The following is a 17606-nucleotide window of genomic DNA, read 5'->3' on the forward strand; positions in this document are numbered from 1 at the left end:
CCGTGACCATGACGAGTGAAGTCTTCGAGAGCCCACGGCTCAAGGCGGGCGCGCTGCTCGGCTTGACGGGGATGGCTGCTGTCGTCGCCGGCGCCCTCGCCTCGGTTCGGCCCGCGCTAGCGGTTGCCGGCATGGTCGGCGCCGGTCTTGCGGTCGGCGTCTGGAGGCGACCCGCGGTAGCAGCCGTGCTGTACGTGGGCATCACTCCGTTCGTCGTCGGCATCGACCGTGGCAAGCTCATCCCGCTGCTGAGACCGAACGAGGCCGTGCTCCTCGCGCTCGCTGCCATTCTCGCGGCGAGGGGGTTGGTTCGCGCCCCGAGTCGCGTCAGGATGAGGGACCGGCTGGGTCCCCTGGACTGGTCCCTGGTGCTGATGGCGGTCGCCGCCTCCTTCGTCCCTCTGGTCTGGATGGCAGCCCGAGGGCAGTCTCCGACCGGCGACGACATCAGCTATGCGTTGGTTCTCTGGAAGTTCCTCGCTGTCTACGTCCTCGTGCGTGTCTCTGTCCGGGCCGATCGCGAGGTGCTGTGGTGTCTGGTCGCCTCGGTTGCCGCCGCCACGGTGGTCGGGGTGATCGGGATTCTGCAGGCGCTCGACCTGCTGGGGATCCGTGGACTGTTGATGGACTGGTACATCCCTGAGGGGACCAACCAGGTGGCCATCGAGGCGCCCCGCGCCGGCGCGACGGTGGCGTTGCCGGCCGCGGCTGCGGACCTCCTCGTCTTCAACCTCGCGATCGTGGCGGGGATCTGGTACCGAGTCCGACGTCACGGCTTCCTGTTGGCCGTACCCGTTGCGGTCTATCTGCCCGGGGTCTTCGCGGCAGGCGAGTTCTCCAGCGTCCTTGCTCTCCTGGTCGGGGTCATCGCCGTGGCGGCGGCTCTGCGTCGGCTCGACCTCCTGCGCTACGCGCCGTTCCTTCTCGTCGGCACAGGAGTGATGATGTGGCCGGTGATCGAGCACCGGCTCATCGGTTTCCAGGGCGTGAGCGGACTGCCGGTGAGCTGGACCACCCGGCTCTCCAACCTGCGCACGTACTTCTGGCCGGAGATCTTCTCCGGACCGGACATCCTGCTCGGGGTTCGGCCGGCGGCCAGGGTGCGCGTCCCGACGCAGGACACCGGCTACGTCTGGATCGAGAGCGGCTACACGTGGTTGTTGTGGGGCGGCGGAATCCCGCTTCTGGCGGCTTTCGTCCATTTCGCACGCACCGCTGGAGGAATGACTCTGCGTCGGTGCCGAAGCCTGTCCAGCTGGAGCAGCGTAGCGGCCCTGGCTTCCTTCGCCGCGGTGAACGTCGTCGTGGTCACGATGATCTTCGATCCCCACCTCACCTACCGCGGTTCCGCGGACGCCTTGTTCGCCTTGTTGGCGCTCTCGATGACCGCAGGAGCCGAGAAGACCGCGGGTGCCGACATCCCGGCCGCACGTCAGTCAGTCGAAGGAGGAGACCGTTGAAACCCGACGATGGAACTCGCCCCCCGCTCCCGGGGCTTCCTGGAAGCGCACGTGTGGATCATCCTGTTCGCGATGGTGGTGAGCGTGCTCGCGGCCGTGGCGATCTTCACGCTCCGTCCGACGAAGTACGTCGCGAGCGCGAGCGTCAGCGTCAAACCGCAAGTGTTCAACGGAGTGCCCACGGATGCGAACATGAGCACCGAGGCGGCCATCGCCGCGTCGGGCGACGTGTTGCTGAGAGCAGCACATGGCTTGCACGAGCCGGTGCAGGTCGTGCAGCAAGGCCTCTCGGTGGCTAACCCGGTGAACACCACGGTGCTCGAGATCAGCTTCAGGGCGGCGACGCCCACTGCTGCGTTCAACGGCACGGACGCGGTCACTCGCGCCTACGTCGACTACCGGAACAGCGGGGGCGACGCACGTGTGGCTGATGTGATCACGACTCCGACCATGCCCACGGGGCCCACCGCAGTGAACTACACGCTCGTTGTCGCTGTCGCTGCCCTGTGTGGGTTGCTGATAGGGATCGCGGCCTCGCTCGTCTGGGACTGGGCGCTCGATGCTCGACCCGGTGGACGACGTGCCGGCGGGCACTCGGACAGTCCGCCGCCTCGGGAAGAGCCGACGGATTCCTGGCTGAAACCGCGTCGACAGGCGAACGCAACCGGGCGGCGCGACGCACATAGTCCTGACATCAAGGGTTAGCCGGCCATGCTCTTCCCTCGTACTCGCCCTCAGCGGGTGGCAGCGGCACTGGCGGTGGTCATGGGCACGATGACGTTCGCATGGCTGGCGTTCGCCGCGGTCGACAAGCCCCCGGTCGACGGATCGCCTCCGCGCGCGTCCGGGTACTTCGCGACGATCCCCCCCCGGGTGCGTGGAAGAGCGCCCCGAGCGATGCCGCCTGCGGCAAGAGGGTCCATCGCTCCACGTGGGAGCCACGACCGGACAACTGGGTTCCCAACCACGCCATGCCGGTCGAGCGGGAGGTGCAGGCTTCGTTTGCCGAGCGGTCGCAGTGGACGCATTCCAGGTGGGACTCGCGGTTGCTTGCCCGGGTCACGGGCCGTCACAGCGGCACGACGGACGAGAACATCCAGTGGGCTGCCTGCAAGTGGGGCATCTCGGACAACGTGTTGCGGGCCGTCGCAGTCCGAGCGTCCAACTGGTACCAGTACGAGGTTTACCCGAACGGCACCTGCGTGCTGACCTTCGGGTGCGCGGACCTGCTGCGCACGCCGGATCGAGCCTCGCGTCTGTACTGTGCGGAGATCAGTCGAGCCGGCCACGACTACGAGCGGGACTTCGGTGCCGGTCGCTGTCCGAAGACCTTCTCGGTCGTCGGCGTGATGTCGTGGCAGGACCCCTCGTGGGATCGGTCACCACGGCTCCAGAACGGCACCTTTCCCTTCAACCGGGACTCGACCGCCTTTGCGCTGGACTACTTCTCGTCCTACCTCCGCGCGTGCGACGAAGGGTGGGTCCACTGGTTGAAGAAGACCGGTGACGGTACGTACGGCCGCGGTGACCTGTGGGGGTGCGTGGGGTCCTGGTACGCCGGAGCCTGGCACACGAAGCCGGCGCGTGCCTACGTCGCGGATGTCCGCCACGACCTTCGACACCAGACCTGGCTCGACCCCGCGTGGGGGGAGTTCCGACCTCCGTGTACCTCACGATCCGGTTGTCCACATGGCCTCTGACCGTGACGGCGGCCACACAACGTCCATGCCGAGCGCAACTCGCGCGCGGGACCAACTCTTCGGGAAGAAGGTGCGCGCATGACGAGACGCGTCCGCTGCGCCCGTTTCTACCAGCTCGCCGGGCTGGCGATGGCGCTGGTCCTCGCGGTGCCTGCTCTGGGTTCGGCTGCGACCGCGGGGACCGCCTCCGGGTCGACGGGACCGACGACGCCGGCGAAGACCGTCGTCAGCATCACGTTCGACGACGGACAGGCCACCCAGTACTCGACGCTCCCGGTCCTGCGATCACACGCGATGGCCGGAACCTTCTATGTGAACTCAGGAATGGTGGGCAGCAGCAGCTTCTACATGGGATGGCAGCAGCTCTACCAGCTGGCCAACGCCGGCAACGAGATCGGCGGTCACACCTCGCACCACGCAGTCCTCGACCAGGTCAGTGAGCAGACCGCCGTCAAGGAGGTGTGTGACGACCGGGCGCACTTGATCCGGGAGGGCTTCGCTCCTGTGACGTCCTTCGCCTATCCCACCGCTGCGGTACCACGGAGCACGTCGATGGTGAGGTCGTGCGGCTACAGCAGCGCGAGGGGGGTGGGCCAGGCAGCGGGGCAGTACTGGGAGAACATGCCGCCCGTCGACGCGTACAAGCTGCGCACCCCGCAGGAAGCCAGGATCGACACGAACGTCCAGGACCTCGAGCGGGTCGTCACCAACGCTGAGCAGCAGAACGGTACGCGCTGGGTGATCCTAGTGTTCCACGGCATCTGTGACAGCTCGTGCACCTCGCAGGAGTCGACCACGTCGTCGCGCTTCGAGCAGCTCGTGGCGTGGCTGGACGCCCAGCGATCCGCGGGCAAGCTCGAGGTGCGCACCGTCGGGGACGTCATCGCGAACGGCTCGCAGGCATCCTCGGCCCCACCGCACACGAAGGTCGCGTGCACACCGTCGCCGTGCTCGGACCCCAGGTCTGGCCCGAGCGGTGTCCGGATCAGCATGCATGTCACCGGCGGGGCCGGCCCTGCTGCCACGTACTACACGACCGACGGGACGGACCCGAAGACCAGCGCCTCCTGGCAGCGCTACGTTCATCCGTTCGTCGTCTCGGGATCGACGACGCTCAGGTTCTACTCCAGGGATGCGGCCAGCCACTCCGAGACGGCTCGGACACAGCGCATCCACGCGGTCCTCACGGACGTGGCTGGTGGCGAGGGACCGGGCCAGACTCTCGGCGTCACCCCCCGCTCGACGCATCGTCGCAGGCACCTCTTTCGCGTTGCTCGTGGTGACCGTCCTCGGAGGCACGGGTCTGCTGTGGAGAAACGCTGCTCGCGGTCGCCTGCAGCCGAGACGATGAGGCGGAGAGCGATGCGGGTGGTCGGTGCCGCTCGCTCTCAGTGTGCTCACTGGTCCCTTGACCGGAGGGTCGCCTACGGTGGGCTGTCGGCCGTGGCGGTCATGGCGCTTGCTCTGCTGGTGACAGCCACGCTGGCGTACATCCGCCTTCCGCCACCGTCAGGGCAGGGGGCGGAGTCGGAGCACCCGTCGGGCTTCCCACCTCCTCCGCCGTCCGGCTACTTCTCCACCCTTCCACCGGGGTCGTGGTCACAGCTACCAAGGGATGCGAGATGCGCGCAGCGAGTGCATGCATCGACGTGGGAGCCACGACCCGACAACTACGGACCGAACCACACGATGCCGCCGCGACACGTGATCCACACCTCGTTGGTCACGCTGCCGCGAGACCGCAGCTACGCGGCGAAGTGGTACAGCTGGCTGCTTCCCCGCGTGACCGGGGCCCACAGGGGAACGACCGACCAGAACATCCAGTGGGCCGCGTGCAAGTGGGGAGTCTCGGACAACCTGCTGCGCGCCATCGCGGTGCACGAGTCGACATGGACCCAGTACGACACCTATCGATCGGGTCGATGCGTCCTGAAGATGGGTTGCGGAGACTTGATCACGCAGCCAACCGCAGCGAGCCGGAGGTACTGTGCGTTCATCAGCCGAGCAGGCCATGACTACGAGCGGGACTACGGGCGAGGACGCTGCCCTGCGACGTTCTCGATCGTCGGTGTGAAGTCGTGGCAGGACCCCACGTGGGGAGCCATGCCGCACAACCAGAACGGCACCTTCCCGTTCAACCGTGACTCCACTGCGTTCGCCCTCGACTATCTGGGCTCGTTCCTCCGCGGTTGCTATGAGGGATGGGTCCCGTGGCTGGCCAACACCGGTGACCACAGCTACGCGGCCGGCGACATCTGGGGCTGCGTCGGCGCCTGGTACGCAGGAGCGTGGAGGTCCGCTCAGGCCGCGACGTACATCGGCCTCGTGAGGGGGGACCTGCACCGCCGCTCCTGGCTGGAACCGACTTTCGCCCGTCAGGCTCCCCCCTGCTCCGCCGCGTTCGGCTGCCCGCTTTCCCGAGTGGTGCGGGGACGGTCGGACTGAGCAACGAGCAGGTGCTCGCGCAGCAAGGCGTTCCTCCCTGGCGGTGGCCGCGTTCTGCGCGGCTCCTGCGTGCCATCGTGAGGCACCGCTGCGTGCGTGTCTTTTGACGGCATACCCGCAGGTCAAGCCGTCGCGAGGCTCATACCGGTTACGTCTGATTTGCCAGGTAAAATATATCTACGCTAGATTTGGGGAGCCCTCGGGGGAAACCGATTCACACCGGAGGCATCCGTGCCGAAGACCCCAAAGACCCTTGCTCTGTTAAGCCTCGCAGGCGTGGTGATGCTCGCCCTCGTCTCCTCGCTGGGGCTCACGACTGCCAGCGCGACGACCACGATTCTGAACCGCTCGCTGGAGCAGGCGGGGCAGACCGCCGCGCCGGACTGTTGGCGGCAGGACGGTTACGGCACGAACAGCTCACGCTTCGCGCGAACGTCTGACGCGCACTCCGGCTCCTGGGCCGGGAACGTGACGATCTCCTCGTACACATCGGGTGCCCGGCGGCTGGTCGTCGACAGGGCCGACCGGTGCTCCCTGAACGTGACGCCGGGTCAGCGGTACACGGTCAGCGGCTGGTCCAAGCTCACCGGGACCGCGCAGTGGGTCTTGTTCACCCGCAACGCCACCACCGGTGCTTGGAGCTGGCAGGAGAGCGGCACGTTCGCCCCCGCGAGCAATGGATGGTCCCACTCGGCCTATACCTCCAAGCCGATCCCGGCGGGCGTCGACCGGGTCAGCTTCGGGCTCGCACTGCAGTCGAAGGGCAGTCTGACCGTCGACGACATGGACTTCGCACGGGCCGGCTCGACGCCGACACCGACAGCGACAGGCACACCGACCGCGACGGCCACACCGAGCCCGACCGGCCATACCTGGTACGTCTCCCGGCGCGGCAGCAACGCGGACGGGAAGTCGTGGTCGAGCGCGTGGAGCGAGCTGTCGGCCATCAATTGGGCTGCGGTCCAGCCTGGTGACACTGTGCTGATCGACGGCGGCTCGAGCCGCTGCGCCAGCGCCTACGACTTCACCACGACCCGCCCAGGTGTCTCCTGCGGCATGACCTACTCGACGACGCTGACGGTCGGGCGCTCCGGCACCTCGGCGGCTCCCGTCACCATCCGTCGGGCCACGGAGCCGGGACGCGACGGGACCGTCGTGCTGTTCGGCGGTCGTGACGTCCCACTGCCCTACTGCCACCAGTCGTCCTACACTGCACCCGCCGGCCGCAGCCGGTTGGTCGACCTCAACGGGCAGTCCTACGTCACCCTCGACGGCGTCGCCCGGTCGGGCATCATGGCATACGGCGCGCAGAACGGCGTCGCCTTCGGGTCCGACAGTGCGAACCACATCACGCTGCGCAACCTCGAGATCTTCGACAACGGCGTTCCTACCACGATCTCCAACGGCTACAACTCCGACGGGGAGAACATCACCCTGCGCGGCCACCACCTGACCTTCGACCGCTTGCTGGTGCACGACGGTGGCCAGGACGACTTCCAGGACCAGACCCACGCGAACGGCACTCTGCACGACCTGACGTTCCAGAACTCGTGGATCTATTTCGCGCGGGAGAACCCGCAGTACCCCGGTTACTCGTTCAACGAGCCCCAGTCGACCGGCTGCACGCACGCCGACGGTATCCAGATCTACTCGGGCGGCCAGCAGTCCGCGATCACGGTCGACCACATGCTCTTCGGTCCGGGCGGCAACCAGGGCTTCTACCCGGGCGACAGCGGCACCGGAGCGAAGTACGACAACGTGTCGATCACCAACACGCTGTTCCTGGCCTCCGCCTCGCACAACGTGATGACGGATCTCGCGGTCAGCGGCTGGACGATGGACCACAACACCATCTACGCCCCCCAGGGTGGCTCCGAAGTGCCGGCGAACGGACCGATGAGGCTCACCAACACCATCAAGTACGGTGGCTACTGGAGTGCTCCAGGCGGGACCTGGACAGCGTCGGGGAACGTCTCGTACGGGGGCGACCCGATCCCTGGAAGCACGTCCACGAACCCGGGCTTCGTGGGACCGATGCCCACGTCGAGCCCGCCGCGCTTCTCGCAGCTCCGGGCGTCCAACTTCACGCCCACCTGCGCGGCCTGCTCCACGGCTGGTGCCCCGCTGCACAAGGTCGGAGACATCCTGAGCCGGATCGACGCCCTCAACCAGTGAGCGGGGGAGCCCTGGTCGCTTCACGCGGGACGGGTCAGTCTGTGCATAGCGGAAGCTGGACAGGGTCTACGCGCTCGCGTTCGTGGCTTCCCGCGCGACCTTGTGCTCGTTCGAGCACCGCACGGCCTCGAGGAGCGGCGCGTCCGCGATGCCCTTCAGGATCTCGATGTTCGGCATCACACAGTGTCCGCCGATGACGCCCGGGAAGAACTTCACGGGCGGAAGGTAGCCGACCTGCTCATAGAACGCGACGACCTCGTCGTAGTCGACACCAACGGCCTCGCAATACCGCTCGACCTCCTGTGACCAAGCGATCAGCACACCGAAGTACGTCGTCTCGGTGAGCTTCGCAAGCTCGCTGGCTTCGGGCGAGGACAGGACGGTCGTCCCCATGCCGAGCGACTCGAAGTGCTGCGTCGCGAGATCTCCCGCGTCGGCGTCGATCGGACCGATGAACTTGTCGTAGTACGTCAGGTCCTCAAGCATCCGAGCGTGTTTTCCGCGGATCGGACTGTGGACGGTTCGTCCGCCGGTCCGCCCGTGGACGGCCCGAGTCGTTCCGACCCCCACCGTGCTGTTGATCACCGTCAGCTCCGGGCGCAGGCGGTCCACGTAGCGAGCGGTCTCGCCGACGAAGTCGTCGATCTCGAACGGTATGCACACGTGCATGACCCCGACAGTGCCGGGCCGCGGCAGCTCACCCGGGGCGACGTCGATGCCGAGCACGTCGGCCTCTGTCTGCCCGATCAGCTCGTAGAGAGGTCGACCGACCTCACCGAGTCCTATCACCGCTGTCTTCTTGGCCATGAGTCCGCTCCTTGAGTAGGTTGCGCATCGATCTCAATCCCGTGAACCGGGTAGTGCGTGAGGCGGCGAGTCCTTCGATCAGGCTGTGGTACTGCTCGCTCTCGTGGGCCCACGAGTAGTGCTCGAGGAACGTGTCCGCGTTGCGAACCAGCGAATCGCGCAGCTCCGGATCCCGTCGGAGAGCTACGATCTTCGCGGCCAGGTCGGCGATGTCGCCGGGGCGGACGAACGCGACCATCGTCTCGTCGAAGTACGCACGAATGGTTGACGTCTCGGACGAGATGACAGGAAGACCTAGCGCAACGTCCTCGAGCAGCTTCACCGGCAGCATGTACCGCGTGAATGGGTCCTCGACATAGGGGACGATGCCTGCTGACGCGCGCTCGAACAGCGGTCGTAGCTGCTCGACCGGCCGCATGCCCTCGAAGCGAACCGCCTGACCGAGTCCGCGCGCGTCGACGATGCCCTTGAGCCGCTCCACGTCGTCGCCCTCGCCGACGATCAGGAGCTCGATGTCGTCGTACGTCTGCCGAGCGATCTCGACGGCACGGACAGCAGTCTCGAGGCCGTGTCGACGCGAGACCGTTCCGTGGTACAGAAGCACGAACGGTCCCGAGAGCGAAGGCTCGTTCCGTCGAGAGAAGAACCGCATGTCGGGCGTGTTCATCACGATGCTGAACTTGGTCTCGCGGTTGCCGTGACGCAGCAGGGCCTCGAGATGCGGGCGGTGCACCGCGAGCGCGCGATCGGCGAGGCGGACGCAGCATCGCTCGACGAAGGTCACCAGCTTGATGACCAGACTGCTCTCGTCCACTCCGAACTTGGCTGCGTAGAGCTCGGGAACGAGGTCGTGCACGTCGAGCACGACCTTGGCGCCCAGCAGCTTCGGCAGCGCCGCAGCCGCGACGAGGTAGTCCGGCATCGTGTTCACCTGGACGACGTCGTACCGGTTCCGGACCTGCAGTCGCAGGGCGGCGACGGCCGCGCGCACGACGAATGCGACATCACGCTGGATGTAAGCCAGGGGACTCAGCTCGTGCTGCAGCTCGAGCGTCCCGACTGGATGGACGGTAACGCCGTCGATCCACCGCCGCCCCCCGAGGCTCGGTGTCCAGGGGCAGATCACGTCCACGCTCATGCCGCGTGCGACGAGCGCTTCCGCCTCCCGGCGAACTCGCGTGTCCACGGGATAGTTCGTGAAGGCGATCGAGAGCACCCGGTGCTTCCGGCCAGGTGCAGACGCCGTCGCAGGGTCACCGCGGACGGACCAGCGGACCGTCATGCCGCGAAGTCCCGGTAGAGCAGCTCGCCGGCGAACCTACCCACGAAGGGCGGTGAGCGGCGGATGACCGTCGCCGCCAGGACGTGGCCGCGTCGAGCCGGGACGTCGTCGCCTGCCAGCGTGCTGTAGGCGAGCGACGTCTCCGCCGCTCCGAACGAACGCTTGAAGGAGCACAGGCTGTCGTGGTCTGCATCCGTCCGCCCGAAGTCCAGACGCTCGAGTCCGTGCTCGCACGCCCAGCGGATCGTGTCCATGAAGAGCAGGTTGTTCGGGCGCTTGGCCAGAAGGCGAGGGTCTGAGGCGCCGTACTTGTAGATGAGTGTCCCGTTGGAGGACAAGAACACGGCCGCGGTGGCGGGGACGCGGCCGTCGCGCACGACGACGACGAACCCGAGACCCTCCGCGAAGAGGTCCTCGAGGGCCATGATGAAGCGACGCGGCTGTGTCGGCACGCCCTGGCGCTTGCGTGTGCGTACGTGCAGGTCGAAGAACTCGCCAAGGGCACCGCCGTCGGTCCGGAACTCGACGCGCAAACCTTCGCGGCGAGCGCGCCGCTCACCCCGGGCCACCTGCGGCTTCATGCCGCTTACCACCGCCTCGTAGCCTTGTGTCAGGGAAAGCAGATGATGTCGATAGGTCGAGATCGCCTCCCGCGGGACGCCGGGGAACTCACCGCGCAGCTCGATCGAGAGTGCGTTCTGTTGCCGGAACTGGTCCAACGCGATCCTCAGCCGGTGCCACTGACTCGCGCGGGCGTCGCGTGCAAGGGGAACGACCACGTCACTGAACGGCAGTGCGACGAGCCGGGCTCTGTTCACGCGGCCGCCGACCAGCGCCATCGGCAAGCCGGCCTCGAACCTTCCATCGCCGTCGAGGACTGCGCAGGCGATGACCTGGTAGCCGTAGACCCGTTCGAGCATCGCGAGCCAGGCTGGGTGGTGGAACGCGCAACTGCCCGAGGCGGTCTGCGCGAGGGCCGCCCAGCGCGGGTCGCGGACCGGGTCGACGACCGCGAAGCTGGACGGGGGCACGAGCGCGCGCTGCAGGGTTCTGCGGCGGGGGTGCACGAGCGACTCAACCGACATGACCATGGCGGAGCCTGGAAGCGAAGATCGAGCCGAGGAGAACGGTGTCGAGCAGGCCGGGCACGGGGTCGTCCGCGGCGATGACCGCGTGCACGAGGGGGCGACGGAAGGACCGCAGGTAGTCGCGCACCGTCAGCTGCCCGGTGCGCACAGCGGATGCGGCGGCCGGGACGTCGAAGACCAGCCGCATCCAGCCGACACCCGGCCGCGCGTCGAGGGCACGGACGGGCAGTGCACACGCCATGAGCCACAACAGGTACGGGAAGTCCACGCCGGCCCTCGCACCGAGCGACTGCCAGCCCCACGCACGCGCGTTGACGTCGAGCAGCAGATTCGCGCCGGTCGTCGGGTCCCGCTTGAACTCGACCTCGACGAGTCCGGTGAGCCGCATCGCCGCCAGCAGTCGGCGTGCGTCATCCTCGACGGTCCGGTCCTCGATCGTCTGCACGAACGTGCTGGCTCTCCCGAAGTCCAGTGGGTACTGGCGTGTACGCCGGGCAGTGAGCGAGGCGAGCACGCGGCCGTCCCGACACAGCGCGGCAAACGAGTACTGGCCGTCGCCGGCAACGAGTTCCTGGACCATCAACGCCCTCGCTTCCATGAGCCGGCACGCACGTTGGTAGAGCGCCGACAAGGTCACCCGGTCGTCGGCGCGCCAGCACTTCGCTGCCGTCAGCTCGTTCGGCACTGCTTTGTGGGCCGGCTTCACCACGACGGGGAAACGCTCGACGTGGCTCAGCTGCTCGGCACTCCCGGGAAACATCGTCGCCGGCTGCGCGATCCCGGCCCGTGCTGCCACCTCGTGCATGACCCGTTTGTCGTAGGCCGCCTCCAGGACGTCCCACGGCGGGACCGTAAGGACCAGGTGCTCGGAGAGCGCCGGATGCAGGCGCGCGATCGTCGCCGCATCCTCGTCGTCCGTCGCGATCAGCGCCCATCCGGACAGCTGGTTGAGCTCGACGATTCGCAGCAGCTCGTCGTGCCGATCGGCATCGTCCCCCCCGCGGCCAGCGGGTCGCGCCCACCGTGAAGCGAGAGTACCGCGCAACCGAGTGTTCGTCGGTCTGCAGCACCCAGACGGGAACGCCGTGACGGCCCAGGCTCCTGACCACTGCGAGCGCCCTGTAAGACGCCCCGGCGACGATCGCGCCCGGACAGCTCGTCATGCTTCGATGTCGATTCGGTCTCCGACGAGCACCGCGTGCGCCACCGTCACGGAAGCAGGAAGCCCGGAAGGAATCCGCCCGGCGAGATCCCGCTCGAGTGTGGCGCGCAGCCGCCACCACGCAGCCACCTCGCGCGGCAGCGCGTGCCAGCCACCTGCCTGGCCGGTCAGGTGCTCGAGCAGCTGGGCGTACACGTCGAGTCGGTGTGCGTCCGTGTAGTCCGGATGCACGAGGACGTTGACGAGCCCGCGATGCTTCACGAGCCAATCAGCCTTGGAGATCCAGATGTCCGACGTCCGCTGCTCGAGGATCTCGAAGAGCGTGTGGTCCTGCAGGAGCGTGATCGGTAGCTCGACCAGGTCGTGCAGGAAGAAGGGCAGGATCGAGCAGCAGCCGCCGGGTTGCGGCTCGAACGGGTCCGTGTCGGGGAACGAGCTGTCATAGAGACAGCCGAGCTCGTGCATCCACTCGGCCTTGCGGTGGGTGGCGGGCGAGCGAAAGCCCACCACCTCCCACTCGCGCATGTAACGGTGGATGCCGGGCAGCTGCGACTCGAAGCTGGCCCGGTCGCGGAAGAGAGTCCCCCCTGTGCGTGAGACCGTGCAGTCCGACCTCACCTCCCGCGGCGCGGATCAGCTCGAAGGTCCCCAGCGGGATCTCGTAGTCCTCCGCAACGAAGTACCACGCGGAGACGAGCCCGTGCCGGCGCTCGACCTCGAGGACCCGTGCGACGTTCGAGAGGCCGACGGGGCCCTCGACGTCGTGGGTGAGTACGAAGCCGAACCGCTTCGAGTCGGGCCAGAAGTTGAGGAACGGGATGCGGTCGGCTCCACGCCGCTCCATCTCCGCGCGAAAGAGCTCCTCTTGGAGGCGCACCAACGAGTCCTCGACCGGCCACGCGGGAAACCCGCGCGTCGACCGTCGTCGCCCGTGACGACGGCGGACAGCGAGTTGCACGCGACGCGGGATGAACGGCTTGAGTGCGTAGTAGGCGTCGAGCCACCGCGAACGCGGCTTCGTCACGTCGTGTGCGCCGTCGAGAAATCCTGTTGCGTCGAAGAGCGGCTCGGCTTCGTGCGGCCCCTCCGCCGCCGCAGCGGTCACAGCTCCTCGCCAACGGGCGCAAGACCCGGAGCAGCAGGCGCCCGTGACCCAGCGACCTGTTGGGCGAGGGACGCGGCGCCGAACCAGCTGCCGCACACGAACCGCATGACAGGGCCGAAGCTCCAGGCTGCCGGGGCCCCCACGAAGTGGAGGCCGTGAACGCTGGACTCCATCCCGCTCCGCAGGACCGGATACCCGTTGACCTGCACGACACGACGGGTCAACGACTCCGGCAAGAAGCCGTACTTCGACACGTCCACCCGGTAGCCGGTGCCGAACATGACGTGGTCGACCACCCGGCTCGTCCCACGGTTGAAGCGGACGTCCACGCGGTCGCCGTGGGCGTGCGCTGCCACGACCGTCCGATCCACGTGGATGGGCACGTCCGTGAGGCGCGGTCGCAGCCAGTCCGCACCAGCGGGACGGATCGCACGGTAGGCCATGCGGTCCTGGACGGGGCGGGGGAGGCGACGGAACAGGTTCGGCACCGAGACGATGCGCGAGATTCCCATAGGACCCACGTCTGTGGGGGCGTACGCCAAGGGCTCGAACCTGCCGAGCTTCTGGTGGTACTTCGCGCCGTGCAGCCAGTTGATCCTGGGCGCGCGTGCGAAGACCTCGACGGACGCGCCGGCCTCACGCATCAGGGCGGCACACTCCAAAGCGCTCTGGCCCCCGCCGACCACCAGGACCTGCTTGCCCGAGAAGCGGCTGAAGTCTCGGTGGTCTGCAGTGTGCGAAAGGAGCTCAGGGGGGCAGCGAAGCGACCACCTCGGGCCGGTTGACGAAGGGCGCAATGCCGGCCGCCACGACCACCTTGTGGGCAGCGACGCGGTCGCCGTCCGCCAGCGCGACGACGAACCCTCGCGGCTCCTGCTCGACGCTCACGACACGGCGTCGGTCGACGTCCGGTGCTACCGTCGCGTGCACCCACATGCCGTAGTCGATGAAGCTGTCCAGCGGGACGGGACGCTGTACGTCGGTGCCGGTGGACTCGCAGTAGCTCGTCAGGGACAGAGGTCCCACGTGTTCCGCGATGCTCGTGGCCGTCCAGTTGGACCGGAGCAGCATCCCTGTGGGCATCGTTCGCCAGAAGCCCATCGGCTCACCGAACGTCAGGACCTCTGCGCCTGCTCGCTTGAGGTGAGCGGTGGCCGCGAGCCCGTGCGGTCCGGCACCGATGACGACGACCTGTGTGTGGTCCATCCGGGATTTCCAATGTTCGTCAGGGGGTTACACAGGCCAAGTTTGCTTGCGGTTCTGCGATCGGTCACGGATGCGCAGGCAATGCGCACGGAATTGGCGACAGTGGGTGGGCGGAGGTGAGCCGAACGAGCCATATAGCCCTCAGACAGAGGTGGTCCGGTCGAGACCCGCGGTCCGGCTTCCCGGACAGCCCGCGGAACTCCCTAACATCCACAAGATCCGAGATCTAGTCCGGCGCACCGGCGCGAGCGCGGGCGGTCAACCACGTGCCAAGCCCGGGTTACTTCCGGTCGGAATCTGCGGAGAGCCTGAGCATGGTGTTCGGCGCATCACCTCGAGGAATTGCGTGCCGAACAATTGACCACGACACGACTCGCGAGGAAACTCCGTTCTCGGAGGCGGCGCTTTTCGGCGCTTTCCGACCGGACTCCCCGGTGGTTTCAGGCGCCGCTGGCGTCGAAGAACCGAGCAGTGGACGGCGACCAGATCTCGGTCAGCTGAGCCTGCGCCTGGAACCACTCGTCGCGTCGGCACCGCCGCCGGTCCAGCCGCCCGTCGATGACGGTGAGCGCCTCGGGGTAGCGGCCGGCCTTCACCAGCGCGCATATCCGGGTCTCCTCGACGACCTCGCGCTGGGCGTCGCTGCCGCCCACCCGGCCCAGCTGCGGCGCCAGCGCGGCGATCGCGTCGGCGGCGCCCGACGGGTCGCCGAGCACCAGGCGGCGCAGCGCCCGGGCCAGCGGGGCGGTGACCTCGACGTGGGTGGGGTCGGTGCGAGCCGCGCAGGACCGCGCGAGCGTCGCCAGTCCCTCGGCGTCCTCGGCGGCGCACAGCACGACCGCGGCGTGCATCGCCATGAACGGCGACTGGGGCGAGGCGAGCAGCGCGGAGTCGACGACCGCGAGCACCTCCTCGATCCTCGGCACCGCGGTGCTGCCCGGCGTCAGGGCCCAGCGCCACAGCAGCGAGCCGCTGTCCACGAGGTTGCGGCACCCCAGGCCGGGCTGCGGCCGGAGCTGTGCGTCGTACCGCAGGCGGACGGCGTCCAGGTCGCCCATCGACAGCTCGTGCATGGCCGCGTGCCAGGAGAAGTGGCACAGGCTGTCGGCCTGCGCACCAGCGCCGGTGATCCAGCCGTCCATCCAGGCCAGGCCGCCGGTGTGGTCGCCGGTCTCGTAATGCGCGTGCGCCCGGGCGTGCGCCGAGTGGCCGGCGCCGGGCTCGACGTCGAGCGAGAGGCAGGACAGCTCCATGGCCTCGTCGAAGCGGCCCTGCTCCTGCCGCATGAACGCGAGCAGGCCGGTGAACCACCAGTCGTCGCCGTAGGCGGGGGCGCACCGCTCGACGATCTCCCAGGCGTCCCGGGGAACGGTCGTGACCCCGGCGAAGGCGATCGTCGGGACCGCGACCGAGAGCAGCAGGGCGTCGGTGGGGTGCCGGCGCAGGTGCCGGACCAGCGGCCCGGAGTCGCCGCCGACGTGCCGGGCGACCGCCTCGACGTGGCTGCGCTCACGCTCCGTGCTGCGGCGGGCGTGCAGCCGGGCGTCCCGCAACCGGGCCTCGATGTCGACGGGGGCGCAGAGCTCGTGGCCGAGCAGGGCCAGGGCCGCGTGGCCGAGCGCGAAGGTCGGGTCCAGGGCGACGGCGGCCGCGACCGCGTGCAGCGCGCCCTCCTCGAGCCGGAGCAGGTTGCCCACGCCTCGGTTGTAGGCCGCAACCGCTTCCACCCCGCCGGTGAGCGGAAGGCCGTACCGGTCCACACATCCCATGTAAGAACACTAAACAACTAGGGTTAGAACTCCAAGCCCGCCACTCCGCGGGATCGTCTCGCTTTCTGAGACGCCGAGGCGGGCGACGCGCAAAATTTTTCGGTGTTTCCCGTTTGTTACCACCGCGGTCGTCGCCTGGTCGCCCTGCGTTTTCACGCCTGAAGGTCGGATGATTCGTGTAGATCCTCCGACCCGCGCGGTTGCGGCGGTCCGGACCGGTTCGACCCGCTCGGCGGCATTCCGGGGACCGTGCGCCCTGTCGGCTAGCCAGTTTTGACTATGGCGGGGGCTCGCGGCCGATCCCAAGGATGGTTGCTCAGCACCGGGATCCGTCCCGGTGACAAGCAAAGCGGCCCGGGGAGCAGACGCCGTTTTTGGGGGAGGCCCGGGGGGGGCATCCATCAGAGTCAGCGCCGGGTACGTGCGGGAACTCGACTCCACGCACGCACCCGGCCACGTCGTTCCAACTCCTCCACGGTGAGTCCCTGCGGTCGCGCTCTTCCCGGAGGCGTTACATGGAGACACAGCGGCAAGATGTGGAACCCGCGGACATCATCATTCCCCAAGACCTCCTGCCTGCGCAGCCCAACGGTCACAGGGTGGTCCCCGGGGTCAACGGCGGGGAACGGGCCACGACCGGCGCCACGGCGCCCTCGCCGCTGCACCCCGTCCCCTCGGACCAGCGGGTCGGGCTGCGCGTCAGCGTGGTGATCCCGACCCTCAACGAGGTCGGCAACATCGCGGCGGTGCTGGAGCAGATGCGCCGGTTCGACGACATCATCATCGTCGACGGGTTCTCCCAGGACGGCACCGTCGAGAAGGCCCGCTCGGTGCGACCGGACGTCCGGGTCGTCGAACGGCCGCCCCGCGGGAAGGGCGACGCCCTGCGGGCCGGCTTCGAGGCGGCGACCGGCGACGTCATCGTGATGATGGACGCCGACGGGAGCATGGACCCCGGAGAGGCCGACGTCTTCGTCGCGATGCTCAACGTGGGCTTCGACCTGGTGAAGGGCTCCCGGCTCGCCTGCGGCGGTGGGTCCCACGACCTGACCACCGTGCGCTGGCTGGGCAACCGGGCGCTGTGCGGGCTGGCCAACGCGTTGTTCCACACGCAGTGGACCGACCTCTGCTACGGGTACGTCGCCTTCCGGCGTTCGGCCCTGCCGCGGCTCGCGCTGACCGCGAACGGGTTCGAGATCGAGTCCCAGATCCTCAGCCACGCCGCACTGGCCGGCCTGCGGATCGCGGAGATCCCGAGCGTGGAGTTCCCGCGGATCACCGGTGACTCGCACCTCAACGCCCGCAAGGACGGCACCCGCGTCCTGAAGGAGATCCTCACCGCGCGCTTCTCGCCCCGGGCCCGGCGCTCCGCCGTCGCCCTCCGACCGATGATCCCCGTCGAGTAGG

15 protein-coding genes are annotated in these 17606 nt (G+C 68.2%); 6 read left to right on the forward strand and 9 right to left on the reverse strand.

Going from position 1 to position 17606, the window contains the following annotated elements:
• Positions 1 to 8 precede the first annotated feature (8 nt).
• The 5 genes from KRR39_RS07285 to KRR39_RS07305 all read left to right on the forward strand — a co-directional run bounded on the left by KRR39_RS07285 (position 9) and on the right by KRR39_RS07305 (position 7780).
• Complete coding sequence (locus tag KRR39_RS07285; RefSeq protein WP_216941393.1) at positions 9 to 1460, forward strand: hypothetical protein; 1452 nt, start codon at positions 9 to 11, stop codon at positions 1458 to 1460.
• A gap of 9 nt (positions 1461 to 1469) precedes the next feature.
• A complete protein-coding gene (locus tag KRR39_RS07290) occupies positions 1470 to 2165 on the forward strand; it encodes a YveK family protein (RefSeq protein ID WP_216941394.1) in 696 nt (231 codons plus the stop codon).
• Between the two features lie 266 nt (positions 2166 to 2431).
• Positions 2432 to 3160: a hypothetical protein gene (locus KRR39_RS07295; RefSeq protein ID WP_216941395.1), complete on the forward strand. Its 729-nt coding sequence runs from the start codon at positions 2432 to 2434 to the stop codon at positions 3158 to 3160.
• Positions 3161 to 3238: 78 nt separating this feature from the next.
• Complete coding sequence (locus KRR39_RS07300; RefSeq protein ID WP_216941396.1) at positions 3239 to 5605, forward strand: polysaccharide deacetylase family protein; 2367 nt, start codon at positions 3239 to 3241, stop codon at positions 5603 to 5605.
• Positions 5606 to 5881: 276 nt separating this feature from the next.
• Positions 5882 to 7780 carry a polysaccharide lyase domain-containing protein gene (locus tag KRR39_RS07305; protein WP_216941397.1) on the forward strand — a complete coding sequence of 633 codons (1899 nt, stop codon included), beginning with the start codon at positions 5882 to 5884 and terminating at the stop codon, positions 7778 to 7780.
• Between the two features lie 66 nt (positions 7781 to 7846).
• Here KRR39_RS07305 and KRR39_RS07310 read toward each other — a convergent pair whose 3' ends face one another.
• The 9 genes from KRR39_RS07310 to KRR39_RS07350 all read right to left on the reverse strand — a co-directional run bounded on the left by KRR39_RS07310 (position 7847) and on the right by KRR39_RS07350 (position 16127).
• Positions 7847 to 8587 carry a Rossmann-fold NAD(P)-binding domain-containing protein gene (locus KRR39_RS07310; RefSeq protein ID WP_216941398.1) on the reverse strand — a complete coding sequence of 247 codons (741 nt, stop codon included), beginning with the start codon at positions 8585 to 8587 and terminating at the stop codon, positions 7847 to 7849.
• Positions 8553 to 9803: a glycosyltransferase family 4 protein gene (locus KRR39_RS07315; protein ID WP_216941399.1), complete on the reverse strand. Its 1251-nt coding sequence runs from the start codon at positions 9801 to 9803 to the stop codon at positions 8553 to 8555. Before KRR39_RS07315 ends, KRR39_RS07310 begins: the two co-directional genes overlap by 35 nt.
• A 62-nt stretch (positions 9804 to 9865) precedes the next feature.
• Positions 9866 to 10960 carry a GNAT family N-acetyltransferase gene (locus tag KRR39_RS07320; protein ID WP_216941400.1) on the reverse strand — a complete coding sequence of 365 codons (1095 nt, stop codon included), beginning with the start codon at positions 10958 to 10960 and terminating at the stop codon, positions 9866 to 9868.
• Entirely contained in the window at positions 10944 to 12002 is a 1059-nt protein-coding gene (locus tag KRR39_RS07325; protein WP_216941401.1) for a carboxylate--amine ligase, read from the reverse strand. The genes KRR39_RS07320 and KRR39_RS07325 overlap by 17 nt, the downstream gene beginning before the upstream one ends.
• Positions 12003 to 12116: 114 nt before the next feature.
• Positions 12117 to 12584 carry a polysaccharide deacetylase family protein gene (locus tag KRR39_RS07330; RefSeq protein WP_216941402.1) on the reverse strand — a complete coding sequence of 156 codons (468 nt, stop codon included), beginning with the start codon at positions 12582 to 12584 and terminating at the stop codon, positions 12117 to 12119.
• The gene (locus KRR39_RS07335; protein WP_216941403.1) at positions 12559 to 13224 is read right to left on the reverse strand and encodes a polysaccharide deacetylase family protein; all 666 of its coding nucleotides are present in this window, start codon (positions 13222 to 13224) and stop codon (positions 12559 to 12561) included. The genes KRR39_RS07330 and KRR39_RS07335 overlap by 26 nt, the downstream gene beginning before the upstream one ends.
• Entirely contained in the window at positions 13221 to 13910 is a 690-nt protein-coding gene (locus KRR39_RS07340; RefSeq protein WP_216941404.1) for an NAD(P)/FAD-dependent oxidoreductase, read from the reverse strand. Before KRR39_RS07340 ends, KRR39_RS07335 begins: the two co-directional genes overlap by 4 nt.
• Positions 13911 to 13971: 61 nt before the next feature.
• Positions 13972 to 14430: an FAD-dependent oxidoreductase gene (locus tag KRR39_RS07345; RefSeq protein WP_216941405.1), complete on the reverse strand. Its 459-nt coding sequence runs from the start codon at positions 14428 to 14430 to the stop codon at positions 13972 to 13974.
• 440 nt (positions 14431 to 14870) lie between these two features.
• Complete coding sequence (locus tag KRR39_RS07350; protein WP_254185573.1) at positions 14871 to 16127, reverse strand: tetratricopeptide repeat protein; 1257 nt, start codon at positions 16125 to 16127, stop codon at positions 14871 to 14873.
• Positions 16128 to 16798: 671 nt separating this feature from the next.
• Between KRR39_RS07350 and KRR39_RS07355 the strand changes: the two genes are divergently transcribed.
• Positions 16799 to 17605, forward strand: coding sequence for a glycosyltransferase family 2 protein (locus KRR39_RS07355; protein WP_216941407.1), 807 nt, complete (start codon positions 16799 to 16801; stop codon positions 17603 to 17605).
• Position 17606 lies beyond the last annotated feature (1 nt).

Source organism: Nocardioides panacis (assembly GCF_019039255.1).
Taxonomy (GTDB): domain Bacteria; phylum Actinomycetota; class Actinomycetes; order Propionibacteriales; family Nocardioidaceae; genus Nocardioides_B; species Nocardioides_B panacis.

Bases quoted from the DNA above. Each gene is read 5' to 3' on its own strand.
- KRR39_RS07300 (WP_216941396.1), top strand. From the start codon at position 3,239: ATGACGAGACGCGTCCGCTGCGCCCGTTTCTACCAGCTCGCCGGGCTG.
- KRR39_RS07330 (WP_216941402.1), bottom strand. From the start codon at position 12,584: ATGCACGAGCTCGGCTGTCTCTATGACAGCTCGTTCCCCGACACGGAC.
- KRR39_RS07320 (WP_216941400.1), bottom strand. From the start codon at position 10,960: ATGGTCATGTCGGTTGAGTCGCTCGTGCACCCCCGCCGCAGAACCCTG.
- KRR39_RS07295 (WP_216941395.1), top strand. From the start codon at position 2,432: ATGCCGGTCGAGCGGGAGGTGCAGGCTTCGTTTGCCGAGCGGTCGCAG.
- KRR39_RS07345 (WP_216941405.1), bottom strand. From the start codon at position 14,430: ATGGACCACACACAGGTCGTCGTCATCGGTGCCGGACCGCACGGGCTC.
- KRR39_RS07290 (WP_216941394.1), top strand. From the start codon at position 1,470: ATGGAACTCGCCCCCCGCTCCCGGGGCTTCCTGGAAGCGCACGTGTGG.
- KRR39_RS07285 (WP_216941393.1), top strand. From the start codon at position 9: ATGACGAGTGAAGTCTTCGAGAGCCCACGGCTCAAGGCGGGCGCGCTG.
- KRR39_RS07310 (WP_216941398.1), bottom strand. From the start codon at position 8,587: ATGGCCAAGAAGACAGCGGTGATAGGACTCGGTGAGGTCGGTCGACCT.